This is a genomic window from Arthrobacter sp. NPDC056727 (assembly GCF_042790555.1).
GTDB lineage: Bacteria > Actinomycetota > Actinomycetes > Actinomycetales > Micrococcaceae > Arthrobacter.
On sequence record NZ_JBHTZA010000003.1, the window covers coordinates 116,664 to 143,217 of the forward strand.

Genomic DNA, 26,554 nt, shown 5'->3' on the forward strand with positions numbered 1-26,554 from the left:
TGCCCGCCCCTGTCGCGGGTGGCCATTATGGGGTGTTGCGCGTCCTCACGGAAGTCAATGACCACTGGTGACGCCGGAAAAACCCCGGAAGTCCGCTGCGTCCTCGAATTAGATCATGAAAGTTTGACTAAAAGGTACACCTAAGTAAGGCTTACCTGGCTTGGCGCCAGTGGCTGGTGCCGGTCTCACATCACGCCGACCAAAAGGATGACCCTATGACGCTGCTGCCCGACGTGGACGAGCCACGCGTGGACTTCGACGGAACTGGAACCTGCGCCCCGGAATCAGCGAGCCAATATCCGTCCGGCCAGAACCTGGCTGCTCGCACCGCCGCGCAGGACCCGTCCAGCCTGGACTTCGGGTCTGGCGTGGAGCTCGCCCTCGCCGCCAGCAACCAGCTGTTCAATGCCCAGAACGCCCCGCGCTACGTGGCCCAGGTGCTGCAGGGCGTCAACGCGGTGGCCACCAAGCTCGAGCGCACCTCACAGCCGTTCACCGGTGTCAACCCGACCGAGATGAAGCGGCGCGTGGCCGCGGTGGACCTTGAGCGGCCCCTGCCGGACACGGCTGCCGCCCTCGAGGAACTGCAGTACACCTACCTGCGCGACGCCGTGTACTTCCACGACGCCAAGTACGCGGCACACCTGAACTGCCCGGTGGTCATTCCGGCGCTCGTGGGGGAGGCCGTGCTCTCGGCCGTGAATTCGTCCATGGACACGTGGGACCAGAGCGCAGGCGCCACCATGATCGAGCGCCGCCTCATCGACTGGACCGCCGAACGGCTCGGGCTGGGCAACGGGGCCGACGGCGTGTTCACGTCCGGCGGTAGCCAGTCCAACCTGCAGGCGCTGCTCATTGCGCGCAACCATGCGGTGGCCCGCCTCCGGCAGGATCCGGCGAACGAGGGGCTGCGCCTGCCGCTGCTGCTGGAGAAGCTGCGCATCTTCACCTCGGTGGACAGCCACTTCAGCATCCAGAAGTCTGCCTCCATGCTGGGGCTGGGATTCGACGCCGCCGTATCCGTCGCCTGCGGGCCGGACCACCGGATGGATCCGGCTTCCCTGGCCGGCGCCCTGGACACGGCCTCCAGCGACGGCCTGGTTCCCATGGCGGTCGTGGGCACTGCGGGTACGACCGACTTCGGCGCCGTGGACCCGCTGGCAGACCTGGCAGCCCTGGCCGGAGCCTATGGGGCCTGGTTCCACGTAGATGCGGCCTACGGCGGAGGCCTCATCGTTTCCAACCGCCACCGGCATCTCCTGGACGGCATCCGGATGGCGGACTCCGTCACCGTGGACTTCCACAAGACCTTCTTCCAGCCCGTCAGCTCCAGCGCGCTGCTGGTGCGCGACGGCGGAATGCTGCGCCACGTCACGTACTACGCCGATTACCTGAACCCGGAGACCGCGGCGCGCGCCGAGATCCCCAACCAGGTGGACAAGAGCATCCAGACCACGCGCCGGTTCGACGCCCTCAAGCTGTGGCTGACGCTCCGGATCATGGGCGCCGATGCCGTGGGTGCGCTCCTCGACGAAGCGATCGACCTGGCGGCCCGGGTGGGCTCCGTGCTGGCGGCGGACACGGACTTCGAGCTGGCGGCCGAGCCGCGGCTGAGCACGCTGGTCTTCCGGTACCGGCCGCTCCTGGCAGACGGAACCCGGCTGCCGGAGGACGCGGCCGATGAGCTGAATCCGGCCATCCGCGCCGTCGTGTTCGCGTCGGGCCAGGCCGTTGTGGCGGGCACCAAGGTGGCCGGACGGCACTACCTGAAGTTCACGCTCCTCAACGCTGAGGCAACCCTTGAGGATATCCTCGAAATCGTCAGCCTCCTTCGCAGCACCGGCGAAACCCTGCTCACCGGCAGTTCTGCTACCGGTTCCGCTGCCCGGACGGAGGCACGCGCATGAACACCCTATTTAGTACCTCGGCTAAAGGCCGCGTGTACGACTTCGCCGGTATCGGCGTCGGGCCTTTCAACCTGGGCCTCGCCGCGCTGGGCGAACCGGTCAAAGACCTCGACGGGGTGTTCCTCGAACGCCGGGAATCCTTCGACTGGCACCCCGGCATGATGCTGGAGCCCGCCCACCTCCAGGTCCCGTTCATGGCTGACCTCGTGACCCTGGCGGATCCGGCGTCGCCGTACTCGTTCCTGAACTTCCTCAAGCAGACCGGCCGGCTCTACCGCTTCTACATCCGCGAAAACTTCTACCCGCTGCGGGCCGAATACAACCAGTACTGCCAGTGGGTCGCCGGCCAGCTGCCGTCGGTCCGGTTTGGCACGGACGTCACCGAAGTGACGTACGACGACGGCGTGTACACGCTTTCGGTGGACGGCCCGGCCGGGCCCGAGGTGCTTCGTGCGCGCCGGCTGGTGCTCGCCACCGGCACGTCGCCGTACGTCCCGGAGGCGTGCCGCGGAATTCTGGACGCAGGCGGGACAGTCCTCCATAACGCGGACTACCTGGCCCGGAAAAGCGAACTCCAGCAGCGGCGCAGCATCACCATCGTGGGCAGCGGGCAGAGCGCGGCGGAGATCTACTATGAGCTGCTTCAGGACATCGACGTGTACGGGTACCAGCTCAACTGGGTCACGCGCTCGGGCAGGTTCTTCCCGCTGGAGTACACCAAGCTCACGCTGGAAATGACTTCGCCGGAGTACGTCGACTATTTCCACCGGCTTCCGCAGGACCGTCGCGACTCGCTCGTCAGCAGCCAGAAGAACCTCTACAAGGGAATCAACTCGGACCTCATCGACGCGATCTACGACCTGCTGTACACCAAGAGCCTCTCCGGCATCGTGGACACCCGGCTGCTCACCCATTCGGCCGTTGCCGGTGCCGCCTGGAACGGCTCCGCCGGGACCCACAGGCTGGAGCTGAGGCACGGGGAGCAGGGCGCGGACTATTCGCTGGAGACCGAGGCGTTGGTTCTCGCCACCGGCTACGCCTACCGCGAGCCGGCCTTCCTGGCCGGCGTGGAGGAGCGCATTGCCCGGGACAGCGCCGGAAGGTTCGCTGTGCAGCGGGACTACAGCACCGGCGTCGTGCCCGGCGAGATCTTCGTGCAGAACGCCGAACTGCACACGCACGGCTTCGTCACTCCGGACCTCGGCCTGGCCGCCTACCGGAACTCGTGCATCCTCCGGGAAATCCTGGGCCGCGAGGTTTACCCCGTGGAACGCAGCATTGCCTTCCAGGAGTTCGGCGCTCCGGCTCCCGTAGCAGAGGTGGCAGCGCACGTTGCCGCGCCGGGTGGCCTGGCTGCTGCGGCAGCCGGACGGGCAGGGGTGCCCGCATGAGCTTCACGTTCCGCTGCCTCGATCCACGGGAGGACGCAGAGCTCCTCCACAGCTGGGTCACCCGGCCGTATGCCTCGTTCTGGGGGATGCTGAACGCCAGCGTCGGTGATGTCGTGGAGGAGTATGCCAAAATCCAGTCCAGCGGTCACCACCACGCGCTGCTGGGGATCGACGACGGTGTTCCCGCCTTCCTAATGGAGGAGTACCTGCCGGGGTCCTCACCGCTCAACAGTGTCTACGCCGTCCAGACCGGCGACATCGGCATGCACCTGCTGGTTGCCCCGGCGGAGGGCATGCCGCGCAACGGGTTCACGGCCGACGTCATGGAGTCGGTCCTGGACAGGCTCTTCCAAAAGCCCGGCGTGAACCGCGTGGTGGTGGAGCCCGACGCCCGCAACACCAAGATCCACATCCTCAACGCGCGCCTGGGCTTCGAGCCTGCCTGCGAGGTGACCCTGCCGGACAAACAGGCCCTCCTGAGCTTCTGCACGCGGGAGTCGTTCGAGTCCGCCCGCGCAGCCCGTTCCTCAACCCCGAAACACCAATCAATCCAGGGAGCAGCACTGTGACCACCCTTGACCTTGAATCTGCCCTGACCGCAGGCAACGCGGCACCCCACCTCACGCCGGAACGCTGGGCTGTGGCCAACCGGCACCTGGTCCGCAAGGCGCTCGCCGAGTTCTCGCACGAGCGGATCCTCGTTCCGGAACCGCTCGGTGACAGTGCCGGGAACAGGGACGGCGCCTACCGGGTCCGGAACGATGACGGAACCACTGAATACCGCTTCACCGCCCGGCTCCTGCAGCTGGATCACTGGTCCGTCGATGCCGGCTCCATTACCTGTAGCCGCGAGGGCCGGGACGCCCCGGTGGATGCGCTGCGGTTCATCACCGAGTTCTCCGGCACCCTGGGCATCCCGCAGGAGATGCTTCCCGTTTACCTCGAGGAGATCAGCAGCACGCTCTCCAGCCATGCGTTCAAGCAGTGGACGGGCCAGCCGTCGTCGGGCGAACTGGCAGCCGGCGTGACCGGGGGAGCGGACCCGGCCACGGACTTCCAGGCGATTGAACGCAGCATGACCGAGGGGCACCCATGCTTTGTGGCCAACAATGGCCGGCTGGGCTTTGGAATCGGTGACTACCGGGCCTTTGCCCCGGAAGCGGGAGCCCCGGTCCAGCTGGAGTGGATCGCGGTGCACCGCGGCAGGGCGGTCTTCACCTCCAGCGAGGGTCTGGACTGCACGGCGCACTTTGAAGCCGAACTTGGGGCCGGCGCCGTCGCCCTCTTTGAGGCCGAACTCGGTGCCCTGGGCCTCGACCCATCCCGGTATTTCCTGATGCCGGTCCATCCCTGGCAGTGGGAGAACAAGCTGACGGTCACGTTCGCGGCCGAGATCGCCCAGCGGCACATTGTCCACCTCGGAACCGGGGCGGACAGCTACCAGGCCCAGCAGTCCATCCGGACGTTCTTCAACACCACCGCTCCGGAGAAAACGTACGTGAAGACGGCCATGTCCGTCCTGAATATGGGTTTCATGCGCGGGCTGTCGCCGCAGTACATGAAGGCAACGCCGGCCATCAACGATTGGCTCCAGGAACTGATCGCAGGTGACGAGGCACTGCAGGGCCGGGGGCTCGCCATGATCCGCGAGGTAGCAGCCATCGGGTACCACAACGGCTACTACGAGGCAGCCGCCGCGAAGGGGTCGCCGTACCGCAAGATGCTGTCCGCGTTGTGGCGTGAGAGCCCGCTGCCGTTGCTGAAGGATGGGCAGCAGCTGGCCACCATGGCCTCGCTCCTTCACGTCGACGCCGCGGGCAAGCCCATGGTGTCCGCGCTGATTGAGCGGTCCGGACTGGAGCCGGGAGCGTGGCTGCGGCAGTACTTCGAGGCGTACCTCGTGCCGCTGGTGCACTGTCTGTACCGCTACGAGCTGGCCTTCATGCCGCACGGCGAGAACGTGATCCTGGTGCTTGAGGACGGCGTCCCGGTCCGGGCGGTCATGAAGGACATCGCCGAGGAAATTGTGGTCATGGGGGACAGGCTGGACCTGCCCGAGGAAGTGTCCCGGATCAAGGTGGACATTCCCGACGGCGACAAGGTCCTGTCCATCTTCACCGATGTGTTCGACTGCATCTTCCGTTTCCTCGCCGCCCTTCTGGAGGATGACGGCGTGCTCAGCGGCGAGGAATTCTGGCACACCGCGGCCGCAGCCGTCCGCGACTACCAGGCCGGGCACCCGGAACTCGCGGACCAGTTTGCCCGCCATGACCTGTTCACCCCGGACTTCGAGCTGTCCTGCCTGAACCGGCTGCAGCTGCGCAACAACCAGCAGATGCTCGATCTGGCCGACCCGTCCGGAGGCCTGCAGAAGGCAGGCAGGCTCACGAATCCGCTGGCCAGATTCGCGTGAATTCCGTTGCCGGGCAGGGCTAGGCTGTGGGCATGACGCAGAACACCGACAGGCCCACAGCCCTCGTCACCGGCGCCACTGCGGGACTGGGCGCCGAATTTGCCCGCCAACTGGCCGAGCAGGGCAACAACCTTGTGCTCGTCGCCCGCGACACGGCACGGCTGCAGGCCACAGCGGACGAGCTGCAGCGGCGGTACGGAACCACGGCTGAGGTGCTCACCGCTGACCTGACCGACGACCGCGGCGTGGCCGCCGTCGTCGGACGCCTGTCCGACCCCTCACGGCCGGTGGACATGCTGGTGAACAACGCCGGAATCGGGCTGCTGCACAACTTCGATGAGAACCCGATCGACGATGAGCGCAAGCACCTGAAGCTGCACGTGCAGACGGCCATGGAGCTCTGCCACGCGGCCTTGCAGGGCATGCTCTCCCGCGGCTCCGGCCGGATCATCAACGTGGCCAGCGTGGCGGCTTTCCTTCCCCGCGGCTCCTACTCGGCGGCGAAGGCCTGGCTGCTCAGCTTCAGCCGCTGGGCGAACCTCGCCTACTCGCCCCGGGGCGTGAAGGTCACCGCCGTCTGCCCGGGGTTTGTCCACACCGAGTTCCATGACCGGATGGGGATGGACAAGTCCGTGGCTCCGGGCTGGACGTGGCTGCGGCCGGGGCGCGTGGTCCGTGAGGCTCTGGCGGACAATGAGCGCGGGAAGGCCGTCTCCATCCCCACCAAGCGCTACAAGGTGGTGGCCGGACTCGCCCGGATTGTGCCGGACCGGTTCATGGCCGGCCCGGCGCGCCGGCCGCAGGAGCCGGGCGTCGGTTCAGGCGGCGGAGAAAGCGCGAGCGGATAAGCACCACCACGAGAATTCCGACGCCGGCCCCCACCACGGTTTCGACGGCGCGTTCAACGATGAGCACCTGCGGGTCGGCCGGCGCCGCCAGCTGGGTCATCAGGAGGATCACCGGAGTAAAGGAGACCATGGCCAGCCCGTAGTGCCGGGTCATGAACAGTTCAGTGGTGAACTGGAAAACGATCACCAGCAGCGCCAACACCGCGGCCTCGGCCCCCGGGAAAAAGTGCAGCGGAGCCCAGGGCCCGGGCAGAAGTACGACGGCGACCACCACCAGCCCGAGGAGCGTCCCCATGATCCTGTGGATGCCGCGGTGGACGCTGCTGGGCAGGTCCGCGCCGGCGAGCGGCACGGCTGCTGCCGCCATAGCCCAGTGCGGGTGGCCGCTTCCGGTCAGGACGCCGATGGTGCCGGCCGCGCCGACAGCGAGCACGTGGCGGTAAGCGTGGATGGCTGCCCGGCGGCGCAGGGCTCCGCGGAGGCTGGCGGAGGGCCGCGCCGCGCCGGCTTTCCAGGCCCTGCCGCGGACCCAGCCGACGAATCCCACGAGCAACGAGAAGGCCGCGGAACCGAAAGCGATGAGCAGGGCAACGTACCAGGGCACGGCGACGGGAACGGAGGCGCAGGCACCCAGGGCGAGGATTCCGAAGAAAGGTCCGTTGGGCCTGAGGCGGACCTTGTCCGAGTAGAGGGAACCAACCCCGGCAAGAAAGGCTTCGATGCCAACGAGCCACCACGAATGCAGGTGGTTGACCGACAGGACCACGCCCACGGTCACGCCGGACAACAGGACGAGAGCCGCCTGGAGTTGGTGTTTGAGCCTGAGCTGGTGCGGTTCGGAGCGGCCGTACATGCCGGTCAGCGCGCCGAACACGGCGTAAATGGTGAGGTCCGGCCGGCCGAGGAGCAGCAGGACGAGGGAGGGGACGGCCACGCTGATGGCCACGCGCCATGCCGAGAGGTGGTCGTTGTTGGCGGGGCCCAGGCTGTGCAGCTGCCGCCAGTGGTGCACTACAGACTGCACCGGCACGACCCCTTTCACCCTACGAAGGTAGCACCGCCGCAAAGATCTCACCGCGGGCTGCGTCACATAGTGAGAGAGGCAACAATGACTGTTAATCCAGAATGGCTGGTGAACTCTATTTGTGGCGGGCGTTGGGAACTATAGGATCGGGAAATGGGGATCCGTCGCCCGGCCCGAAGACGGCTTAGATGGAACGACTATGCATGGTTATTGGAGGTCGGCCCGGATTTCCCGCGGACGTGACTCCCTTGTGTCCAGCAGGCACCGGCAATAGCGCGCAGGGAGCAGTCAGCGCAACTAAGGGAGAACAGAGCAAAGGCCCGCCCTGCCTGCTCCCTCTCAAGGGGAGCACAGCGGGACGGGCCCTCAACCCGGACGCGGGGACCGGCGTCAGGTGCCGGCCGGCACCTTGCTGAATTCGTCGTCGAACTTCTTATCGAGACCGTTGAGTTCATCGACGGTCTCGAACGGCAGTTCGTCGAGGTCGATCAGCGGGTTCTCGTCCTGGGTGGCCACCAGTTCACGGGCCTCCGCCGGGGTGTCCACGCTGGGCATGGAGCCGGGCAGCGGACGCTGGGCGGATTCCTTGAGGAAGTAGATGGCCACAGCACCCACAGCCGAGGTGGCCATCAGGTAGTAGGCGGGCATCATGTCGTTGCCGGTGGCGTTGATGAGCGCATCCACGATGAACGGCGTGGTGCCACCGAAGATCGCCACCGAGAAGTTGTAGGCAATGCCCATGGCGCCGTAGCGGCTGGCGGTGGGAAACTGTGCCGGCAGCGCCGAGGCGAGGTTCGCAACGTAGAAGGTCACGGGGAACGCGACCAGCGACAGGCCGGCCAGCGTGGACCAGATGGTGCCGAGGCCGATGAGCATAAAGGCCGGTGCAGCCAAGACCACCGTGCTCACCGCGCCGATCCAGAGTACCGGGCGGCGTCCGATCCGGTCGGAGAGCTTGCCGGTCAGCGGAATGCAGAGGCTCATGACGACGAGCACCGGGATGGTGAGCAGCGTGCCGTGGACGGGGTCGTAACCCTTGGATTCGGTGAGGTACGTAGGCATGTAGGACGTCAGCGCGTAGCCGGCAGTGTTGGCCGCAGCCACCAGGATCATGGCCACGATGATGGAGCGCCAGTAAGCCTTGACGATGCCCACCGGGCCCTTGGCGGCAGCCTCATCACCGGCGGCAGCGTCCTTGGCGAGTTCCTCCTGCGCGTCCAGGGTGGCCTGGAACTGCGGGGACTCCTCAATCTTGCTTCGGAAGTAGATGGCGATCAGGCCCAGGGGACCGGCGATCAGGAACGGCAGTCGCCAGCCCCAGTCCTCCATGGCGGCCTGGCCCAGCGTCAGCTGCAGCACGGACACCAGCGCGGCACCCAGGGCGAAGCCCAGGTAGCTGCCCATGTCGAGGAAGCTGGCGAAGAAGCCGCGGCGCTTGTCAGGCGAGTACTCGCTCACAAAGGTGGTGGCACCGGCGTATTCGCCGCCGGTGGAGAAGCCCTGCACGAGTTTGAGCACAACCAGGAGGGCCGCTGCCCACATGCCGATCTGTGCGTAACCGGGCAGAAGACCGACGGCGAAGGTGCTCGCCGCCATCAGCATCAGCGTGGCCGCGAGAACCTTCTGGCGTCCGATCTTGTCACCGAGCCAGCCGAAGACGACGCCGCCGAGCGGGCGGGCGATGAACGTGGCAGCGAACGTGCCCAGGAGGAACAGCGTCTGGACGGACTTGTCGGCCTCCGGCAGGAACACCGGACCCATGGTGGTGATGAGGTAGCCGAACACGCCGACGTCGTACCATTCCATGGTGTTGCCCACGATCGTGCCGCCAAGGGCCTTCTTGAGCATGGGCTGGTCGACGACGTTCACGTCGGATACCTTGAGCCGGCGCCGCGCGAGCAGCTTGGGTTTCTTCGCACTCTGGGGTGCGGCCTGGTCAGTTCCGCTGGCGTTCCTGGCGCCTGCTGAAGAGTCGGTCGTGCTTTGGTCTGTGGGCATTTGGGCAACTCCTGTGGAGGTCATTTGCTTGCGACTTCTAGCTGCCCCGCTCCGGGCAGGCCTTCAATTTTACGGGATTTCCATGGAAATCGAGAGTTCAGTGCCGTATGATCGCCCGGTTTAGGGGGCCAAACGGGGCCTGAAGTCAGATTTGTTTTGACCGGTTTGGCCCCGCCATCGCGCGGATTTTCGGCACCGCGGACGATCGTTATCAAACCTTTTTCTGGAACTGCGCCTTTCGGGACCGGTTTTCCGGTGAATCCGGGCCTGCCGGGCAACCCGAAGCCGGTCCGTGGCAGCCCTCCCCGCGAGGCGAAATCAGGCCCCGGCCCGGGTGCTGATTGAACCGTTCAACCGGGGTGCGCGTCTGATTAGGTAGTTCATTACTGCCCGACCGTCCATAACTTGCGGATAGTTCATATATTCCAGACAGTTCATATTTCCAGACAGGGGTGTTCGCCATGGACTACGAGATCAACGGTCTGCCGATGCACGTGTTGCTCGTCCATTGCACGGTGGTCTTCGTTCCGCTGGCGGCCCTTTGTACGCTGCTCAGTCTCCTCTGGCCTGCCGCCCGGCGGCGGCTGGGGATCGTGACGCCGCTGATTGCCCTGCTGGCGCTCATTTTGGTGCCGGTCACGGCGGCGGCCGGGCAGTGGCTGCTGGACCGTGTGGACACCACGCCACGGATCCTCGCCCACATGCAGATCGCCGGTACGCTCCTGCCATGGGTGGTGGGAGTGTTTCTCGTGGCCCTGGCCCAATGGTTGTGGTTCCGTTACGGCGCTGCGCAGGCAGGGGGGACGCGGCGGCGCATGGGCATCGCAGGGTCCCGCATCACGGCGATTGTCGCCGTCGTGGTCGCCCTGGTGGTCTGCGGGGGTGCGGTGGCCACCGTGGCACTGATCGGGGAATCCGGATCCAGGGCGGTCTGGGAAGGATTGTTCCGGAGCGGAGCTGAAGACTAAGGGGTAGCTTCCCGGACGGCCAAGAAGTCCCTTCCCGCACGGCGTGATTCTGCCTAAGGTGGACCCATGGGAACACTGATCTTCGAGTGACGAACGCGCCAAGACGGCCCGAATCCAAGAGTCGATTAGTCCACGGTTGAGCAGTCCGCTGTCACGTGTTCGCTGCCCAACAACGGCTGAACCAGTGATCCAAATATGGGGAACACTTCATTTTCACCGCGGAAAGGAAGAACAAATGGCCGACTCCTATAACGGAAGCAGCATCAAGCCGGATGTCGCTGCGCATCTGGCGGAATCGATGGAAAGGCCGGCGCTGCCCACTCCCGAGACCCTGGCCGTGACCACGGCCATGGGCGGGGCAAAGCAGTGGCCGGACGGCAACGGTAAGCGGCGGCACCCCAAGGAACACGGTGCAAGCCCCGGCCGCCTGGGACAGGGTGCTGCGGTGACGGCAATCCACCGGACCGGCCGTCCGCAGATGCCGCACTCGTCCTGATCCTGCAGAAATTCGAAACAGCCTGGTGATGCCCGAGATTCGGGTGCCGCCGGGCTGTTTCATGTTTCCTGAGATTCCACCACGACTTCCGCCGGTTCCTTGTCCAGCCGCCAGCCGCGCCATACAGGGTGGCGGAGCTTGCCGCTCCCGGTCCACTCACCGAAGGTCACCTCGCCTACCAGCTCGGGCCTGACCCAGTGGGCGTCTGCCGCATCCGCCGAGGGAACGTCGTCGAACGGCCGCGTCTTCCGCGCAAGTCCCTCCAGCCTTTTCCGCAGCTCCTCCAGTTCCCGCATGCTGAAGCCGCTTCCCACGCGGCCCACATATCGCAGGCTCTTACCTTCCGGGATGCCCACCAGGAGGGAACCCACGGTGTTGGTCCGGTCGCCCCTGCCCGGACGCCAGCCGCCCACCACCACTTCCTGGGTCTGTTCAATCTTGAGTTTGATCCACGTGTGGGTCCGCTGTCCGCTCACGTAGCGGCTGTCCGCCCGCTTGGCCATCACGCCTTCCAGGCCCAGCTCGCGGGCGCTGTCCAGGATGTGTTCCACCCGGTCGTCCAGTGTCTCCGACAGTTCCACCGGGCACTCGCCGGGTTCGAAGAAGTCAGCCAGGCGTTCGCGCCGCGTCCGCAGGGACAACCTGCGCAGGTCATCGCCACCGTCGGCCAGCAGGTCAAAGAGCATCATCCGGACCGGGATGGCGGCACGGGCCCGTTTCACGTCGCCAGGCCTGGTCAGCTTCATCCGCCCCTGCAGCAGCCCGAAGTCCGGCCGGCCGGAAGGCCCGACGGCGATAATCTCACCGTCCGCGATGAAGTCCTGCGGCGGCCAGCAGCTCCTGTCCGTGAATTCGGGATAGCTGGCCGACATGTCGTTGCCGTTCCGGCTCAGGAGCCGGATCCTCTCGGCGTCCGCCACCACGAGCGCACGGATGCCGTCCCACTTGAGTTCAAAGAGCCACTCACTGCCGCGCAGATCCGCCGGGGTTCCAGCCGAGGCGAGCATCGGTGCCGGGTCCTCCTGGAGGGCGCCGATGCGCCGTGCCGCAGGTGTGGGGGAGGGGGCGGGGGCGGCTTGTTCCCTGGTGCCGCCCGGCTTTTTCCGTGCGCCCGGAACCCTGTCCATCAGGTGGATGAGCCATTGCGATTCCTCGCCCTGTCCCTTCCCCGTATGGATCAGGGCGAACCTCCTGGTGCCGCCGAGCCCGCCGCCCTCCCGGCCCGTCAGCGTGGCAATGACTTCCTTGCCGTTGACCCACTTTTCGAGCTCATAGACGCCCTTGTCCCAGATGCCCACACTGCCCGCCCCGTACTCGCCCTTGGGGATGTCGCCTTCAAAATCGGCGTAGTCCATGGGGTGGTCCTCGGTCTGTACGGCCAGATGGTTCTGTCCTCCGGACTCGGGTACGCCCTTCGGCAGCGCCCAGGAGACAAGAACTCCCTCGTGCTCCAGCCGGAAGTCGTAATGGAGCCGGCTGGCGTGGTGCTCCTGGATTACGAAGATTTCCTTGCCCGCCTGCCCGGAAACGCCGTCGGCCTTTGCCGCATGGTGTTCTTCCGCCGTGAACGGCTCGGGCGTCTTCCCCTGGTCGCGCAGTGAGCGGTACTTGTTCAGCCGTGGGTCGGCCTGGGCATGACTGGCCTGGGCATGACTGGGGTGGCCGGGACTGGGGTGGCCGGTGACCGCACTGATCGCCGCGAAGGGATCCTTCCCGGCCGCCACCCGGCGCATGACCTCCTCGTAGTCCAGGTGCTTGAGCGACGGCGAACTCAGCTCCCGCCACGTCCGCGGCGCCGCCACCGTGGGATGCAGCCGCCCGCGGAGTGAGTACGGAACGATGGTGGTCTTCGCCGCATTGTTCTGGCTCCAGTCGACCAGGACCTTTCCGGTCCTGAGCGTCTTCTTCATGTCGCTGACGGCCAGGTCCGGGTGGTCGGCCTCGAGCGCGCGGGCCAGTTCCCGCGCGAAGGCGGAAACCTCATCCGAGGTCTGGGTCCCGGTGAGGACCGCATACAGGTGGATGCCCTTGCTGCCGCTGGTGACAGGAACGGGGTCGAGCCCCACGTCCTGCAGGATGGTCCGCGCCAGTTTGGCCACCTCCACGCATTCGGCCAGTCCCGCGCCTTCGCCGGGGTCGAGATCCAGGACCAGCCGGTCGGGAGGCAATGACCTGCCGTGGGAGTCCACGGTCCACTGCGGCACGTGGATCTCCAGGGAGGCGATCTGCGCCAGCCAGGTCAGGGTGGCCGGATCGTTGAGCAGCGGGTAGTAGTTGGTGTTGCTCTTGTGCGTGATGGCGGCACGGGGCACCCAGCCCGGGGCCGATTCGTCCAGGTTCTTCTGGAAGAACACCTCGCCCGGGCGGTCTTCGGTTCCCACCCCGTGAACCCAGCGCTTGCGGGTCACCGGGCGGTTCCTGGCTGCAGGGATGAGCACCGGGGCAACAGCAGCGTAGTAGGCGATGACATCCGCCTTGGTGGTGCCGGTGGCGGGATACATCACCTTGTCGAGGTTGGTCAGGGTCAGTTCGCGGCCGCCGACCCGCACGCGTTCCTTACCGGCGGCCATGGGTCTTCACCTCCGGCGTTGCGTGCTGTTGACTGGTCTCATGAGAGCGATCTGGAAAGGCGCCATCGCGTTCGGGCTGGTCAACGTCCCGGTGAAGGTCTACAGCGCCACCGAGGACCACGACATCAGCCTCCATCAGGTACACAACGCCGACGGCGGCCGGATCCGCTACCAGCGCCGCTGTGAGGTCTGCGGCGAGGTGGTTGACTACTCCGACATCGAGAAGGCCTATGAGGACGATGGGCGCACAGTGATCCTCACCAAGGAGGAGCTCAAGTCCATCCCCGCTGAGAACAGCCACGAAATCGAAGTGGTGCAGTTCGTCCCCTCCGAACAGCTCGACCCCATCATGTTCGAGAAGAGCTATTACCTGGAGCCGGATTCCAAGTCGCCCAAGGCCTACATGCTGCTGCGCAGGGCCCTGGAGGATACCGAGCGCGTGGCCGTGGTGCAGTTCGCCCTGCGGGATAAGACCCGGCTGGGCGCCTTGCGGATCCGCGACGACGTCCTGATGCTGCAGGGGCTGCTGTGGGCGGATGAAGTCCGGGAGGCCTCGTTTCCTGCCCTGGACACGTCCATCCGCATCTCCGCGCAGGAACGGGAGATGTCCGCAGCCCTGGTGGAGTCCATGGCGTCCGACTTCGAGCCCGGGCAGTTCACGGATGACTACCAGGCACAGCTGCGGCAGCTGATCGAGGCGAAGCTGGAAAAGGGCGACGCGCTGGATACGGAAGAGACGTTCGGCGCCGAAGCCGAGGGTGGCAAGGGCGAAGTTATCGACCTGATGGAAGCCCTGAAGCGCAGCCTCGACAAGAAGCGAGGGGGAGGGGCGGCCGCCCAGGAACCGTCCGAAGACGAGGAGACTGAAGAGGAGCCGTCCGAACCCGTCAAACGCGGCGGGCGCAGCACTGCCGGCGGCAGGAGCAGCGGCAGCCGGAGCAGCGCTGCCAAAAAAGATACGGGAGACTCCGACGCCGAAACCGCCAAGAGCGCTACATCCAGTTCCCGCAGCAAGACCGCCGGCGCTTCGAAGACTGGTACTGCGTCGAAGACCGGCACTTCCAGAACCAGTGCTGCATCCAAGTCCGGCACGGCCTCGAAGACAGGCACAGCCGCCAAAGCCGGTACCGCTTCCAAATCGGGGACGGCAGCGAAGACCGGCGCCGCCACGAAGGCCACGGCGAAGACCGCGCGGAAGGGCGCCTGACAAAGCGGGCGCTCCGCCGCGCGGCTGCACGGGCATCCGCTCAGGAGTTCCGGAGCGCGGAGATGAGTTCGCTCTTTTTCTTGCCCGAGTATCCCTTGAGGCCGATTTCCTTGGCTCTGGCCTTGAGCCGGTCAACGGTCCAGTCCTCGTAGTCGCCGGACTTGCCGCCTTTGCGGCCCACCTCCGAGCGTCCCTTCTTGGCCGCCGCGTTGGAGACGCGGGCCGCCTTCTGCTTCGAGGCCCCCTCGTCGCGGAGCTCCTCGTAGAGTTTGGGATCCTTCAGGCTGGGGTTCTTCTTTTCCGGCATGGCTACCTCCAGGATGGAACGGGCGGCCGCGATGAAACGGCCGGCGGATCAGGTCAGTGGGCTCCCGGAGTGTCTACTTCGCCCCGGTCCACCGCGGCGCGCCAGGCGCCGGTCTCGATGCCCCGGGTTTCAATGAACTCCTTGAACCGCGCCAGGTCGGCCGACACCTGCTGCTCATCCACGTGGGCGGCGGCACCGGCCCTCTCCAGCAGGCTTTCCGGTTCCCACTCGAGTTCCACGTTCACGCGGCAGAGGTCCTCGCCAAGGTCCTCAAATGTCACCCTGCCGGCGTTGCGGGGCTTGTCCCTGCTGACCCAGGCGATGCACCGGTCCGGCGTCTGTTCCAGGATCTGCGCGTCGTAGTCGCGTTTGACCCCGGCCACGCTGGTGCGGAAATGGAGTGAAGTTTCGTCGATCTGGTGGACGGACTCGACGCCCCTCATAAACCGGGGGAACGATTCGAACTGTGTCCACTGGTTGTAGGCGGTGCTGACGGGTACCTCGACGTCCACGCTTTCCTGCAAGGTTTCCACTCTGTCATCCTCCTTCAGCCCGGCCGTTGCGCCGGTCATTCGAATGGCTGGCCACAGTTCCAAGCTAGTGGGACACAGAATCAAAAACAAGAAACTACTAAGGTTGCTTACTTCGGGCCGAAGTGCCGCTGATCAGGGGCGATGCCCGCCATGGTCTCACCCCCAGTGACAAGAACCATCCAGAAACGGCAACGGCCGGCCTCCGCGGCGCTCACCAAGGTGAGCTGCTGCGGAAGCCGGCCGTAAAGCGTGCGGTGCCTATTCGGCGTCGTGATCCGTTTCCAGGATCTGGACCAGGCGCTCGAGGGCGGCGTCGGCACCGTCACCCTCGGCCCGCAGCACCACAACGTCGCCGTGGGACGCGCCAAGGCTCATGAGCGAAAGGATGCTGGCGGCGTCCATGGCCTCGTCGGCAGGCTCCCCTTCGCGGGCGATGGTGATGTCGAGGTCAAACTCGCCCGCGGCCTCGGCGAAGATGGCGGCGGGACGGGCGTGCAGGCCTACGCGGCTGGCGACGGTTGCGGTACGTTCGGACATTTCTGCTCCTTGCAATTGCAGTGCGGGTTGGTGTGCTGAAGGACAGCGGGATCAGACAGTTACAGGGACTGACTCCACCGTATCAACGGCCTTGCGGGCAGCCCAGCGTTTGAGGGTCACCACGATCAGTGCCGCGACCACGGTGCCGGCCAGGATGGACACGATGAACATCATCACGTTGCCGATGGCGAAGAACACGAAGATGCCGCCGTGGGGTGCCTGCGAGGTGACGCCGAAGGCCATGGTGAGTGCGCCGGTGACGGCACCGCCGACCATGCTGGCCGGGATGACGCGCAGCGGGTCAGCCGCAGCGAACGGGATGGCGCCCTCGGAGATGAAGGAGGCACCCAGCAGCCAGGCGGCCTTGCCGTTTTCGCGCTCGGCCAGGCTGAAGAGCTTCTTGTCCAGGACGGTGGCCAGGGCCATTGCCAGCGGCGGCACCATGCCGGCGGCCATCACGGTGGCCATGATCTGCCAGGGTGCCTGGTTGGTGGCGCTGCCGGCCCCGAGGCCTGCGACCGCGAAGGCGTAGGCAACCTTGTTGACGGGGCCGCCGAGGTCGAAGCACATCATGAGGCCGAGGATGATGCCCAGGACGATGGCTGACGCGCCGGACATGCCGGAGAGCCAGGTGTTCAGTCCGACCGTGATGGCGGCAATCGGCCCGCCGAGGAAGAGGAACATCGCGCCTGAGGCGATGATGGAGGCGAGCAGCGGAATGATGACGACGGGCATCAGGCCACGGAGCCAGCGCGGCACCGACCATGTTCCGATCAGGTGGGCAATGTAGCCGGCGAGCAGGCCGCCGACGATGCCGCCGAGGAAGCCTGCGCCCATGAAGCCGGAGACTGCACCGGCGACGAAGCCCGGTGCAATGCCCGGACGGTCGGCGATTGCGTAGGCAATGTAGCCGGCAAGCGCGGGGACCAGGAAGCCCATGGACAGGGCGCCGATCTTGAAGAAGACGGTGCCGAGGTACAGGGCGAGGTTGCCGTCGGGAAGGTTGACCAGGGAGTTGTTGGCCAGGATGTCGTTGGCCTTGGTGCCCAGGGCGATGTCGAAACCTGCCAGGAGGAAGCCCAGCGCGATCAGCAGGCCGCCACCGGCCACGAACGGGATCATGTAGCTCACACCGGTGAGCAGGGCCTTCTTCAGCTTCTGGCCGATGTGCTCGCCCTTTTCGGCGGCTTCCTGCTCGGCCTGTTCCTCGGCGCCGAAGTGCGGAACGCGGTGGGCGTGCGGGTTGTTTGCTGCGTCCAGGGCTTCCTGGACCATCTTGGCGGGCTCGTCGATGCCGCGCTTGACCGGAGCGTTGATGACCGGCTTGCCGGCGAAGCGCTCCTTGCCGCGCACGTCCACATCGACGGCGAAGATGACGGCGTCGGCAGCGGCGATGACTGCCGGGTCCAACGGCTTGGCGCCGGAGGAGCCCTGGGTTTCAACCTGCAGGTCAACGCCCACTTCCTTGGCTGCGGCCACGAGGGAATCCGCTGCCATGTAGGTGTGCGCGATGCCGGTGGGGCAGGCGGTGACGGCCACGAGGCGCTTGGGTCCGCCGGCCGCGGCGCCGCCGGTTGCCGGGGCGGCCGTGGCTGCAGCCGTTTCGGGTGCGGTGGCAGCAGCCGGCTTGTCCGCGAGGGCGTTGTCCACGAGTTCCACGATTTCTTCCCGTGAGCTGGCTGCGCGGAGCGCACCCGTGAAGTCCTTCTTGATGAGCGAGCGGGCGAGCTTGGACAGCAGCTTCAGGTGCTCCTGGTCGGCGCCGGCCGGTGCGGCGATGAAGAAGATGAGGTCCGCCGGGCCGTCCTTGGCGCCGAAATCGACGGGCTGGGACAGGCGTGCCATCGCGAGGGTCGGTTCGGTCACGGCGGCCGAGCGGCAGTGCGGGATGGCGATGCCGCCGGGAACGCCGGTGGCGGTCTTCTGCTCACGGGCGAAGGCATCGGTGAAGAGGCCTTCAACTTCGCTCGCACGTCCGTTGGCGGCAACACGGCCGGCCAGGTGCCGGATCACGTCCTCGGGCGAATTGCCCAGGTTCTGGTCAAGCTCGACCAGGTCCGCGGTGATGAGCTGAGTCACTGTCAATCCTTCCGGAGGGCCGTGATGGTTACGGCATCGGGGGTTGTTTGGTGGACTGCCGGGACGGTGGAGCCCGGCAGGGAAGCGGCGGCGGCGCCATGCGCCACAGCCTGGCGGAGGCAGTCAGCCGGGGCGGCGCCCTGGCTGGCGGCCAGCAGATAGCCGGCCAGCGACGAGTCGCCGGCGCCGACCGTACTGACTGCGGTGACCGGCGGATGCGTGGCCAGCCACGCGCCGTCGGCCGTCACGAGGACAGCGCCCTTTGAACCGAGCGTTGCCAACACGGCCCCCACACCGGAACGCACGACGGCGGCAGCTGCCGCCGCGGCCGCGTACGGGTCCGCTTCGAGTTCCTCAGCCGTGCTCACCGAGGAAAAACCTGCTGCTGCGGCCAGTTCGGCCAGTTCCTCGGCATTGGGTTTGAGCAGGTCCGGCTTTCCGGACACTGTGGCTGTTGCCGGTGCTTCGCCGGCGACGGCCGCTGCCAGGGGCGCGCCGGAGGAGTCGACGGCAATCATGGGGACGCGGGCCCCTGCGTCGGCATTGCGCAGCCGACGCGTGACAGTGGCGTAGAAATCGGCCGGGACGCCGGGTGGAAGCGAACCCGCCAGGACCACCCAACTGGCTCCCCGCGACCGCTCCAGGAGCAGGTTGATCAGCGCCTCCTGGGCCTCCTCCCCGAGGAGCGGGCCGGGTTCGTTGATCTTGGTGGTCACACCGCCGGGCTCCGTCAGGGCCACATTGGTGCGCAGCGGTTCGTGGATGTCCAGCGACGCGAACGGCACGCCCTCTTCCCGCAGGCCGGCCAGCACGGGATCGGATTCCGCGCCGGGCAGTACCGCAAGGGTCTCGAGGCCGGACGTCACGAGGGCACGGGAAACGTTGACTCCCTTGCCGCCGGACTCCTGCCGGACGGAGACTGCGCGCTGGACTTCGCCGCGTTCGAGCGGTCCGGGCAGCGCCACCGTCCGGTCCAGGCTGGGGTTGGCTGTCAGGGTGACAATCATGCGACTACCACCTCCACGCCTGCCTCGGCGAGGGCCGCAGCTAGTTCGGAGCCGGGTTTGCGGTCAGTGATCACGGTATCCAGATCTTTCAACGAGGCGAACTGGACGAGCGTTTCCGCTTCCAGCTTGGACGAATCGGCCAGCACCACAATGCGGCGTGCCGAATGGACGAAGGCTGCCTTGACTGCCGCTTCTTCGGAGTCCGGTGTGCTGAGGCCGAAGCTTGCGTGGATGCCGTTGGTGCCCACGAAGGCGATGTCCGGGCGCAGCTTGCCGGCGGCTTCCACCGTGCCCTGGCCCACCGCGGCCTGCGTGAGCCCGCGGACCCGGCCGCCCAGAATCTGCAGGGCGATGCCGGGGGTGCTTGCAAGCTTGGCGGCGATGGGAATGGCGTGGGTGATGACAAGCAGTTCCTGGGCCGAGTCGGCCGGTTTGGCCGGGGCTGCGGCCCCGCGGCGGGCGAGGAGGTCGGCCAGGACTTCTGTGGTGGAACCGGCGTCGAGGAGGATGCTGCTGGAGGGGCCCTTCGGGAGATATTCGAGGGCGGCCTCGGCGATGCGGAGCTTCTGCGCCTGCCGCTGGATAGTCCGCTCGAGGATGCTCTCCTCCGTGGTGCTGAAACGGTCGGCGGAAACAGCGCCGCCGTGCACGCGGCGCACGGTGCCCGCCGACTCCAGGGCGGCCAGGTCCCGGCGCACGGTCTCGGTGGTGATGCGGAACCGTTCGGCGAGGTCGGTCACGCTGGCGCGGCCGCTGGCTGCAACGAGCCCGGCGATCTGCTGCTGGCGCTCCTCGGCAAACACATACCCTCCATTGCGTACTGGTCAGTGACGGTTCAGTGATGATCGGTTCAGTGACGGCTGTCACAAATCTGCAAGTACTTGACTTTATCTTCGTTCATGTTGGTTTGTCAACGAAAAACAACAGAAAGCCAAAGGCCGGACCGGACCCGAAGGTCTGGCCCGGCCGTGTCTGGCGAGTCCACTGCTGGCCGCCCTTTCCAAGCGGTCCTACAGCCCGCTGTCGCGGCTTTCGTTCCTGGTGATCCTTTCGCCCGTGTTGGGGTCCACGACGGAGCGCGTCTCGCTGACGCGGCGGCTCCTGCCGGGGGCGGCGATGATCAGCGAGGCGATGAGGCCGATGACACCTACGGCCATCAGGATGTAGCCGATCAGGGTCATGTCAATGTTGGGGATGAGGCCCGGGGTGACGGCCCAGGCGAGGATGGCCCCGAGGGCGATAAGGAAGATGGCGGAACCGATTCTCATGACTTGCTCCTTGCATTTGCGGACTTCTCGTATCCGGGTCCGTACGGGTTGCCGTGCGGCAATTGCTAAGCATGCTGTCAAGCGTCAGGCTACATCCTTCGCAACCCGCGTTTCAATCAAAAGCGCAGGTCAGGGGCGGGCCGAGTTTTCGGGGGACTCGCTAGGCTGATCGGATGGAGACGGTTGTATGGTCCAAGCCGGAGGGGCAGCGTGCCGGCACCCCATTGCTGGTAATGATGCACGGCTACGGCACCGACGAATCCAGGATGGTCAACCTCTTCGACTATCTCCCCCGGGAGTTCACCTGCGCGGCGCTCCGGGCTCCCATGCCCATCGCCAATGGCTACGGCTGGTTCCTGCTGGACTACTTCCTGACCAACGACTTTGCCGACGTCATCTCCGCGGCCAACTCCGTGTTCTCCTGGATCGACTCGGCCCGGTCGAACCACACCAGCGTGAGCCTGCTGGGATATTCGCAGGGCATGGCCATGGCGAGCACCCTCCTGCGCCTGCGGCCACGGGACTTCCCTGCCGTTGTGGGGCTGTCCGGGTTCGTCCTCGACAATGACCTGCTGGCACTCAGTGAATCCCTTGACGAACGGCCCCCGTTCTTCTGGGGGAGGGACAAGGCCGACCTCGTTATCAACGGGGACGCGACCGCCTATACAGAGGAGTGGCTCAACGCGCACACCCGGCTCACCGCGCGGACGTATCCCGGCATGGGCCACGCCATGTCCAAGACTGAGATGGTAGACGTCAGTGCCTTCCTGCGGCACTACGTCCTGGGCTGACTCCGGCCCTGAACGGGCCAGAAGCCGACTGGGAACGGCGTGGGAATTAAAAACAGTTGCGGTGCAAATCTGCAAGCGCTTACACTCATCTTCGGCCGGGACCCGGCCATCAGACATCCAGCCGTGGGGGCGGCTGGCATTGCACGAGTTAAGAGTGTTCGAAAGGGCAGGACCGCGCCATGCATCCTTGCGCCACCCGTCCCGCGGGGATGTTCCGCCAGCTTGCCCTGAACCGTCCGCGCCCTCATCATGGACGTAGGCAGAAAACCGTGCACCTGCGCGTCGACGCGTTCTGCCTGGCCCGCAATGCTGCGGTGCAAGTGGCGAAACCGCGCGAATATACGCGCCGGACATAACCGCGCCGGTCCCTGACCGGACCAGTCGCGCAAACAGGGTGACACCGCCGTTTGCGGCCAAGGCAACGCAGCCCGGTCCGCAGGAAACGCCGGCCTGTCTTTTCCCTCTGCAGAATCACCGTAAGGGAACCTCCAGGGTCCGCAACGCCCTGAGGGGCGAGTTCTGCAGGCGCTCCGCACTCTCCTGGTCACCGGCGACCACGTTCCTCGTAAACCCCAACATATTGCTGTCCGACCCCCCGAAAGGACACGGAACAAAGCATGACCGAAACCCTGAATACCAGCGCTGCCAGCCGGCCGAACAGCTGGACCGGCGCCGCCGCCGTCCTTTTCGACCTGGACGGTGTGCTCACGCCCACTGCCGTGGTCCACGAGCGCGCCTGGCAGGAACTGTTCGACGGTTACCTCGAAACCGTCCCCGAAAAGGACGGGTACAGGGAGAGCGACTACTTCGACCACATCGACGGCAAGCCAAGGTTCGACGGCGTCCGGGACTTCCTGGCCTCCCGCGGCATCACCCTTCCCGAAGGCCCGACGGACGACCACCCGGACAACGTCACGGTCCAGGGCCTGGGCAACCGGAAGAACAGGATCTTCAATGACATTGTCAGCGCCGGCGTGGAGCCGTATGAGGGCTCGGTGCGTTTCCTGGAAGCGGCACTGGAGCGCGGACTGAAGGTCGCCGTCGTTTCCTCCTCCCGGAACGCCCCGTCGGTACTGCGTGCGGCAGGGCTGGCGGACCATTTCACGGTGGTCGTCGACGGCGTTGTGGCCGCTGAGGAAGGGCTGCCCGGCAAGCCGGACCCCGCCACGTATGAGTACGCCGCCCGGCTCCTTGACCTGCCCAGCGAACAGTGCGTCGTCGTCGAGGACGCGGTCTCCGGCGTACAGGCGGGCAGGGCCGGCAGTTTCCACTCCGTCATCGGCGTGGACCGCGGCGCAGGACGGCAGACGCTGCTCGACGCCGGCGCCACCCTCGTGGTCAACGACCTCGGGGAACTTCTCTAGTCCCGCAGTTCCGTGCCGGTTCCCCCAAGCCCGGCAGAACCTCCAAGCACCATTTTCGACCGCCTAAGGAACGCCACTCATGGCACTCATCAACGCCGACCGCGTCCGCTTCCCCAATGATCCCTGGAAGCTCGTGGAGACGAGCCACGCACCCGGCGACGCCGGAACGCTCGAGACCCTCTTTGCCCTCGGCAACGGCCACCTCGGGGTCCGGGGTGCCCACTGGGCCTCAGCCGACGCCGAGCTGCCCGGCAGCTTCATCAACGGCTTCCACGAGATCTGGGACATCAAGCACGCCGAGAACGCCTACGGCTTTGCCCGCACCGGCCAGCGCATCCTGTACATCCCGGACGCCAACAACTTCACGGTCATCATCGACGGCGAAATGCTCAGCCTCGCCGAATCGGCAGTCCTGGATTACCGGCGGTCCGTGGACTTCGCCACCGGAATCTACGAATGCAGCATCGTCTGGCAGTGCCGTTCGGGTGCCACCGTGACCACCGTGGAGCGCCGGGCCGTTGGCTTCGAAGCACGCGGCAGCCTGGGCATCTCGCTGGAGGTTTCCTCCGACCGGGCAGTCTCCGCGGACGTAACTTCCTCCGTCATCAACCGGCAGGACCAGCCGGTGGAGGACCATTCCGGGCACGACCCGCGCCGGGCCGGCCGGCACGCGGGCCGGGTCCTGCTGCCCCTCCGGATGGAGGGCGGCGACGGTTCGCTGCGCCTGTCCTGGGAAGCCGCGGAGTCGAAGCAGCGGGTGGGGATGGCCGTCGACCACTGGACGTCAGCGGGCCACCAGCCGTTCGATACCCTCGTGGACCAGGACGACAGCAGCGTCCGCTACGTGCTGGCAATTGCCGCCGATGAGCCGTTCCGGCTGGAAAAGAGCGTCAGCTACGCCGTGGCCAGGGGAGCCCTGGCGGGCCGGCCCGGTGCCGCGGACGTTGAAGCGGGGGAGGACCCGGCGGACGCAGCGGCGGCCGGGCTGAAGCCCGTCGGCGACCTCTTCGCCGAAAGCGCGGACCATTACCGCAGCTACTGGGCCAGCGCCGACATCCAGGTGGGTGCGCAGCCTGAACTGCAACAGGCCATCCGGTGGAACCTCTTCCAGCTGGCGCAGGCGACCGCCCGGGCGGGCGTTGCCGGCATCCCGGCCAAGGGTGTCACGGGTTCGGGCTATGACGGGCACTATTTCTGGGACCAGGAGGTCTACCTCCTGCCGTACCTGACGTATTCAAACCCCGACGGCGCGCGCCAGGTCCTGGAGTTCCGCCACGAGATGCTCCCGGACGCCAAAATCAGGGCCAAGGAGCTGAGCGTGGACGGCGCGCTGTTCCCCTGGCGCACCATCAACGGGCTCGAAGCGAGCGCCTACTACGCTGCCGGCACGGCGCAGTTCCACATCGCCGCCGCAGTTGCCTTCGCCACCAACCGGTACGTCTGGGCCAGCGGTGATTCCGAGTTCTGTGCCGGCATGGGCGCCGACCTGCTGATCGAGACCGCCCGCATGTGGGTATCGCTGGGCTTCTTCGGCAAGGACGGCGCGTTCCATATCCACGGCGTAACCGGGCCGGACGAATACACCGCGGTGGTGAACGACAACCTCTACACGAACGTCATGGCCAGGTTTAACCTGCGGGCCGCCGCCGCGCTGAAGCATCCGGCGGTGGATGACGCCGAGCGGGAGCTGTGGGAGGCTGCCGCGGAGCGGATCCAGCTGCCCTTCGATGAGCACTTCCAGGTGTACTCGCAGGACAACGACTTCATGACCCTCGAACCGTGGGACTGGACGACGCCGCGCTCCAAGTACCCGCTGCTGCTGAACTTCCACCCGCTGGTGATCTACCGCCACCAGGTGCTGAAGCAGGCTGACACGGTGCTGGCCATGTTCCTGCAGTGGCAAGAGTTCACCGCCGAGGAAAAGCGCCGTGCCTTCGACTTCTACGATCCGATCACCACCGGTGACTCCACACTCTCCGCCTGCGTCCAGGGGATCATGGCCGCCGAGGTGGGCTACCGCAAGGCTGCCCTCGAGCACTTCACCAATGCCGTGTTCATCGACCTGGACAACTCCCACGGCAACACGATCGACGGCGTCCACATCGCCTCCACCGGCGGAGTGTGGAGTTCGCTGGTGTGCGGCTTCGCCGGGCTCCGCGACCAGGGGCCGGTGCCGTACTTCGATCCCCGGCTGCCCGAGGAATGGGACACGCTGCGCTTCCACCTCGGGCTGCAGGGGCGGTTGCTCCTGGTGGAGCTCGACCAGGGCGCCATCACGCTGACCGTCCTCGACGGCGGAGCGCTGGACATCGACGTGCGCGGGGCCCTTTTCCCAGTGGGTTCGCAGCCGGTGCGCGTTCCGCTGGAACCAGTGCACGTCCCCGAGCCGTCGGTGTTCCCCAGCGGGCCGCCGACGGCGAGCATCCCGGTGGTGCGCGCGCACTAGTTACGTTGTTGGCCGGGTTGCGCCCGCTGTCAGGTGGTGGCCTCGGCGCCTGCCGGCAGCGGGCCTTTGCGGTCGAGCGGGTGGGCGACCTCGTCCACGGACATGCGGGCGGCCAACAAGGCCACCGCAGCCATCACCGGGCAGACCCCGCCCGCCACCAGGAAGATGAGCCAGATGGGCAGTGCCGACGCCGCGGGGCCGGCCAGCGCCATGGACACCGGCATCAGCGCCAGGGACACGAAGAAGTCCAGGCTGGACACCCGCCCCAGCAGGTGCGGGGGCACGCGCCGCTGCAGCAGTGTTCCCCAGATGACCATGCCCACGCTGCCCGTGGCGCCGAAGATGAAGACTGCCAGGGCAAGCAGCCAGAAACTGTCCATGAGCCCCACCGCCGCCAGCGGCAAGGTGCCCGCTCCCCAGCACGCCATCATGACGGTCAGGTAGCGGCGGGGCAGCCGGACCGATGCCGTGACGAGCGAGGCCGCGGCGCTGCCCACTCCCATGACAGCCAGCAGGAACCCGAACATGCGGCTGTCCCCGCCGAGCTGGTCCCGGATCACGAAGGGCAGGAGCACTTCGATGGGGCCAATCAGGAACAGCACCGAAATGCAGGCCCACAGCAGCGTCCAGAGGAGCCACGGCGTCCGGACGGTGTAGCTGACGCCCTCGCGGAGGTCGGAGAAGAACGAGGTCTTGGCGGGTGCTGTGGCGGCATCCGCAGTGCCGCCCTCCCCGGTGCCGCCCTGCCCTGCGCCCGGCGCCTTGAGGGCGTGCTGGCCGAGGAGGTTCAGGACGATGAACGCCAGCAGGTGGCATACGGCAACGCCGGTCACCGCGTGCGACGGCGACAGCGCAGCCACGACGAGGCCGGCCACCGCAGGGCCCGCGGCCTGCTGAAGCGTGGGACGCAGGGTCCCTTCCATGCCGTTAGCCGCCAGCAGGTCCTCCGGCGGGAGGATCCGCGGCAGAATCGCTGAGTACGCGGGGAAGAAGAAGGCCGCCCCGACTCCGAGGACAAAGGCGCCGGCCACCAGGTGCCACAGCTGAAGCCAGCCTGCCATCGCCAGCCCGCTGACCGCCGCGATGACGGCAAGGTTGGTTCCTTCGACGGCGATGATCAGCAGCCGCTGCGGAACGCGGTCCGCTGCGATGCCGCCGGCAAGGACGAATGCCACGAGCCCCACGCTGCCGGCAGCGGCCACAAGGCTCAGTTCCAGCGGGCCGCCGCCAATATGGATCACCTGGTAGACCATGGCCACGGCCCACATGCCCGAGCCGAAGATGGAAATGGCCAGGGCGCCGATCAGCACACGGTACTCGCGGTGGGAAAAAGGCCGGAGGGCGCGGGGAAGGGGCACACGGCAATCTTAGGCCGGGCCTCTTCCGGGCGGAACGCGTCC

At 66.6% G+C, this 26,554-nt stretch carries 22 protein-coding genes; 11 read left to right on the forward strand and 11 right to left on the reverse strand.

What is annotated here, in order from left to right; genetic code table 11:
• Positions 1-215 precede the first annotated feature (215 nt).
• The 5 genes from ACFRAH_RS03940 to ACFRAH_RS03960 are packed head-to-tail and all read left to right on the forward strand — an operon-like array spanning position 216 to position 6,559.
• Positions 216-1,907 (forward strand): pyridoxal phosphate-dependent decarboxylase family protein, encoded by a 1,692-nt coding sequence (locus tag ACFRAH_RS03940; protein ID WP_377989616.1) that lies wholly within the window; start codon positions 216-218, stop codon positions 1,905-1,907.
• The gene (locus ACFRAH_RS03945) at positions 1,904-3,298 is read left to right on the forward strand and encodes a lysine N(6)-hydroxylase/L-ornithine N(5)-oxygenase family protein (RefSeq protein ID WP_377989617.1); all 1,395 of its coding nucleotides are present in this window, start codon (positions 1,904-1,906) and stop codon (positions 3,296-3,298) included. The genes ACFRAH_RS03940 and ACFRAH_RS03945 overlap by 4 nt, the downstream gene beginning before the upstream one ends.
• Entirely contained in the window at positions 3,295-3,867 is a 573-nt protein-coding gene (locus tag ACFRAH_RS03950; RefSeq protein WP_377989618.1) for a GNAT family N-acetyltransferase, read from the forward strand. Before ACFRAH_RS03945 ends, ACFRAH_RS03950 begins: the two co-directional genes overlap by 4 nt.
• Entirely contained in the window at positions 3,864-5,711 is a 1,848-nt protein-coding gene (locus ACFRAH_RS03955; RefSeq protein ID WP_377989619.1) for an IucA/IucC family protein, read from the forward strand. The genes ACFRAH_RS03950 and ACFRAH_RS03955 overlap by 4 nt, the downstream gene beginning before the upstream one ends.
• Positions 5,712-5,743: 32 nt before the next feature.
• The gene (locus ACFRAH_RS03960; protein ID WP_377989620.1) at positions 5,744-6,559 is read left to right on the forward strand and encodes an SDR family NAD(P)-dependent oxidoreductase; all 816 of its coding nucleotides are present in this window, start codon (positions 5,744-5,746) and stop codon (positions 6,557-6,559) included.
• Here ACFRAH_RS03960 and ACFRAH_RS03965 read toward each other — a convergent pair.
• Together ACFRAH_RS03965 and ACFRAH_RS03970 are read right to left on the reverse strand one after the other, a co-directional pair.
• Positions 6,486-7,583 (reverse strand): FUSC family protein, encoded by a 1,098-nt coding sequence (locus tag ACFRAH_RS03965; RefSeq protein WP_377989621.1) that lies wholly within the window; start codon positions 7,581-7,583, stop codon positions 6,486-6,488. The genes ACFRAH_RS03960 and ACFRAH_RS03965 overlap by 74 nt on opposite strands.
• Before the next feature lie 390 nt (positions 7,584-7,973).
• Positions 7,974-9,581, reverse strand: a complete 1,608-nt coding sequence (locus ACFRAH_RS03970; RefSeq protein ID WP_377989622.1) for an MFS transporter — start codon at positions 9,579-9,581, stop codon at positions 7,974-7,976.
• 461 nt (positions 9,582-10,042) lie between these two features.
• On the opposite strand from ACFRAH_RS03970, the gene ACFRAH_RS03975 reads away from it, so the two are divergent.
• Complete coding sequence (locus ACFRAH_RS03975; protein ID WP_377989623.1) at positions 10,043-10,549, forward strand: hypothetical protein; 507 nt, start codon at positions 10,043-10,045, stop codon at positions 10,547-10,549.
• 235 nt (positions 10,550-10,784) lie between these two features.
• Complete coding sequence (locus ACFRAH_RS03980; RefSeq protein ID WP_377989624.1) at positions 10,785-11,045, forward strand: hypothetical protein; 261 nt, start codon at positions 10,785-10,787, stop codon at positions 11,043-11,045.
• 59 nt (positions 11,046-11,104) lie between these two features.
• On the opposite strand, the gene ACFRAH_RS03985 is transcribed toward ACFRAH_RS03980, so the two are convergent.
• Positions 11,105-13,615: an ATP-dependent DNA ligase gene (locus ACFRAH_RS03985; protein WP_377989625.1), complete on the reverse strand. Its 2,511-nt coding sequence runs from the start codon at positions 13,613-13,615 to the stop codon at positions 11,105-11,107.
• A gap of 40 nt (positions 13,616-13,655) precedes the next feature.
• On the opposite strand from ACFRAH_RS03985, the gene ACFRAH_RS03990 reads away from it, so the two are divergent.
• Complete coding sequence (locus ACFRAH_RS03990) at positions 13,656-14,822, forward strand: Ku protein (protein ID WP_377989626.1); 1,167 nt, start codon at positions 13,656-13,658, stop codon at positions 14,820-14,822.
• A gap of 40 nt (positions 14,823-14,862) precedes the next feature.
• Here ACFRAH_RS03990 and ACFRAH_RS03995 read toward each other — a convergent pair whose 3' ends face one another.
• The 7 genes from ACFRAH_RS03995 to ACFRAH_RS04025 all read right to left on the reverse strand — a co-directional run bounded on the left by ACFRAH_RS03995 (position 14,863) and on the right by ACFRAH_RS04025 (position 20,553).
• Positions 14,863-15,129: a Rho termination factor N-terminal domain-containing protein gene (locus ACFRAH_RS03995; RefSeq protein ID WP_377989627.1), complete on the reverse strand. Its 267-nt coding sequence runs from the start codon at positions 15,127-15,129 to the stop codon at positions 14,863-14,865.
• Positions 15,130-15,182: 53 nt separating this feature from the next.
• A complete protein-coding gene (locus tag ACFRAH_RS04000; RefSeq protein ID WP_377989628.1) occupies positions 15,183-15,662 on the reverse strand; it encodes an SRPBCC family protein in 480 nt (159 codons plus the stop codon).
• A 258-nt stretch (positions 15,663-15,920) separates the two neighbouring features.
• The gene (locus ACFRAH_RS04005; protein WP_314193380.1) at positions 15,921-16,199 is read right to left on the reverse strand and encodes an HPr family phosphocarrier protein; all 279 of its coding nucleotides are present in this window, start codon (positions 16,197-16,199) and stop codon (positions 15,921-15,923) included.
• Positions 16,200-16,250: 51 nt separating this feature from the next.
• Positions 16,251-18,278 (reverse strand): fructose-specific PTS transporter subunit EIIC, encoded by a 2,028-nt coding sequence (locus ACFRAH_RS04010; RefSeq protein WP_377989629.1) that lies wholly within the window; start codon positions 18,276-18,278, stop codon positions 16,251-16,253.
• A 2-nt stretch (positions 18,279-18,280) separates the two neighbouring features.
• Positions 18,281-19,285 (reverse strand): 1-phosphofructokinase family hexose kinase, encoded by a 1,005-nt coding sequence (locus ACFRAH_RS04015; RefSeq protein ID WP_377989630.1) that lies wholly within the window; start codon positions 19,283-19,285, stop codon positions 18,281-18,283.
• Positions 19,282-20,088, reverse strand: a complete 807-nt coding sequence (locus tag ACFRAH_RS04020) for a DeoR/GlpR family DNA-binding transcription regulator (RefSeq protein WP_377989631.1) — start codon at positions 20,086-20,088, stop codon at positions 19,282-19,284. The genes ACFRAH_RS04015 and ACFRAH_RS04020 overlap by 4 nt, the downstream gene beginning before the upstream one ends.
• A 207-nt stretch (positions 20,089-20,295) precedes the next feature.
• Positions 20,296-20,553: a DUF6458 family protein gene (locus tag ACFRAH_RS04025; protein WP_377989632.1), complete on the reverse strand. Its 258-nt coding sequence runs from the start codon at positions 20,551-20,553 to the stop codon at positions 20,296-20,298.
• 173 nt (positions 20,554-20,726) lie between these two features.
• Here ACFRAH_RS04025 and ACFRAH_RS04030 point away from each other — a divergent pair, with 173 nt between their 5' ends.
• From ACFRAH_RS04030 to ACFRAH_RS04040, 3 genes are all read left to right on the forward strand, one after another.
• Positions 20,727-21,344: an alpha/beta hydrolase gene (locus tag ACFRAH_RS04030; protein ID WP_377989633.1), complete on the forward strand. Its 618-nt coding sequence runs from the start codon at positions 20,727-20,729 to the stop codon at positions 21,342-21,344.
• A gap of 617 nt (positions 21,345-21,961) precedes the next feature.
• Entirely contained in the window at positions 21,962-22,708 is a 747-nt protein-coding gene (locus tag ACFRAH_RS04035; protein WP_377989634.1) for an HAD family hydrolase, read from the forward strand.
• A gap of 79 nt (positions 22,709-22,787) precedes the next feature.
• Positions 22,788-25,154, forward strand: a complete 2,367-nt coding sequence (locus tag ACFRAH_RS04040) for a glycoside hydrolase family 65 protein (RefSeq protein WP_377989635.1) — start codon at positions 22,788-22,790, stop codon at positions 25,152-25,154.
• Between the two features lie 29 nt (positions 25,155-25,183).
• Here ACFRAH_RS04040 and ACFRAH_RS04045 read toward each other — a convergent pair whose 3' ends face one another.
• Positions 25,184-26,512, reverse strand: a complete 1,329-nt coding sequence (locus ACFRAH_RS04045) for an MFS transporter (protein WP_377989636.1) — start codon at positions 26,510-26,512, stop codon at positions 25,184-25,186.
• Positions 26,513-26,554 lie beyond the last annotated feature (42 nt).

What these genes read in the sequence shown, in the direction of transcription:
- ACFRAH_RS03970 (WP_377989622.1), bottom strand. Translation starts at nt 9,581, where the DNA reads ATGCCCACAGACCAAAGCACGACCGACTCTTCAGCAGGCGCCAGGAAC.
- ACFRAH_RS03940 (WP_377989616.1), top strand. Translation starts at nt 216, where the DNA reads ATGACGCTGCTGCCCGACGTGGACGAGCCACGCGTGGACTTCGACGGA.
- ACFRAH_RS04040 (WP_377989635.1), top strand. Translation starts at nt 22,788, where the DNA reads ATGGCACTCATCAACGCCGACCGCGTCCGCTTCCCCAATGATCCCTGG.
- ACFRAH_RS03945 (WP_377989617.1), top strand. Translation starts at nt 1,904, where the DNA reads ATGAACACCCTATTTAGTACCTCGGCTAAAGGCCGCGTGTACGACTTC.
- ACFRAH_RS03960 (WP_377989620.1), top strand. Translation starts at nt 5,744, where the DNA reads ATGACGCAGAACACCGACAGGCCCACAGCCCTCGTCACCGGCGCCACT.
- ACFRAH_RS03990 (WP_377989626.1), top strand. Translation starts at nt 13,656, where the DNA reads ATGAGAGCGATCTGGAAAGGCGCCATCGCGTTCGGGCTGGTCAACGTC.
- ACFRAH_RS03975 (WP_377989623.1), top strand. Translation starts at nt 10,043, where the DNA reads ATGGACTACGAGATCAACGGTCTGCCGATGCACGTGTTGCTCGTCCAT.
- ACFRAH_RS04015 (WP_377989630.1), bottom strand. Translation starts at nt 19,285, where the DNA reads ATGATTGTCACCCTGACAGCCAACCCCAGCCTGGACCGGACGGTGGCG.
- ACFRAH_RS03985 (WP_377989625.1), bottom strand. Translation starts at nt 13,615, where the DNA reads ATGGCCGCCGGTAAGGAACGCGTGCGGGTCGGCGGCCGCGAACTGACC.
- ACFRAH_RS04035 (WP_377989634.1), top strand. Translation starts at nt 21,962, where the DNA reads ATGACCGAAACCCTGAATACCAGCGCTGCCAGCCGGCCGAACAGCTGG.
- ACFRAH_RS04005 (WP_314193380.1), bottom strand. Translation starts at nt 16,199, where the DNA reads ATGTCCGAACGTACCGCAACCGTCGCCAGCCGCGTAGGCCTGCACGCC.
- ACFRAH_RS04025 (WP_377989632.1), bottom strand. Translation starts at nt 20,553, where the DNA reads ATGAGAATCGGTTCCGCCATCTTCCTTATCGCCCTCGGGGCCATCCTC.
- ACFRAH_RS03995 (WP_377989627.1), bottom strand. Translation starts at nt 15,129, where the DNA reads ATGCCGGAAAAGAAGAACCCCAGCCTGAAGGATCCCAAACTCTACGAG.
- ACFRAH_RS04030 (WP_377989633.1), top strand. Translation starts at nt 20,727, where the DNA reads ATGGAGACGGTTGTATGGTCCAAGCCGGAGGGGCAGCGTGCCGGCACC.
- ACFRAH_RS03980 (WP_377989624.1), top strand. Translation starts at nt 10,785, where the DNA reads ATGGCCGACTCCTATAACGGAAGCAGCATCAAGCCGGATGTCGCTGCG.
- ACFRAH_RS03950 (WP_377989618.1), top strand. Translation starts at nt 3,295, where the DNA reads ATGAGCTTCACGTTCCGCTGCCTCGATCCACGGGAGGACGCAGAGCTC.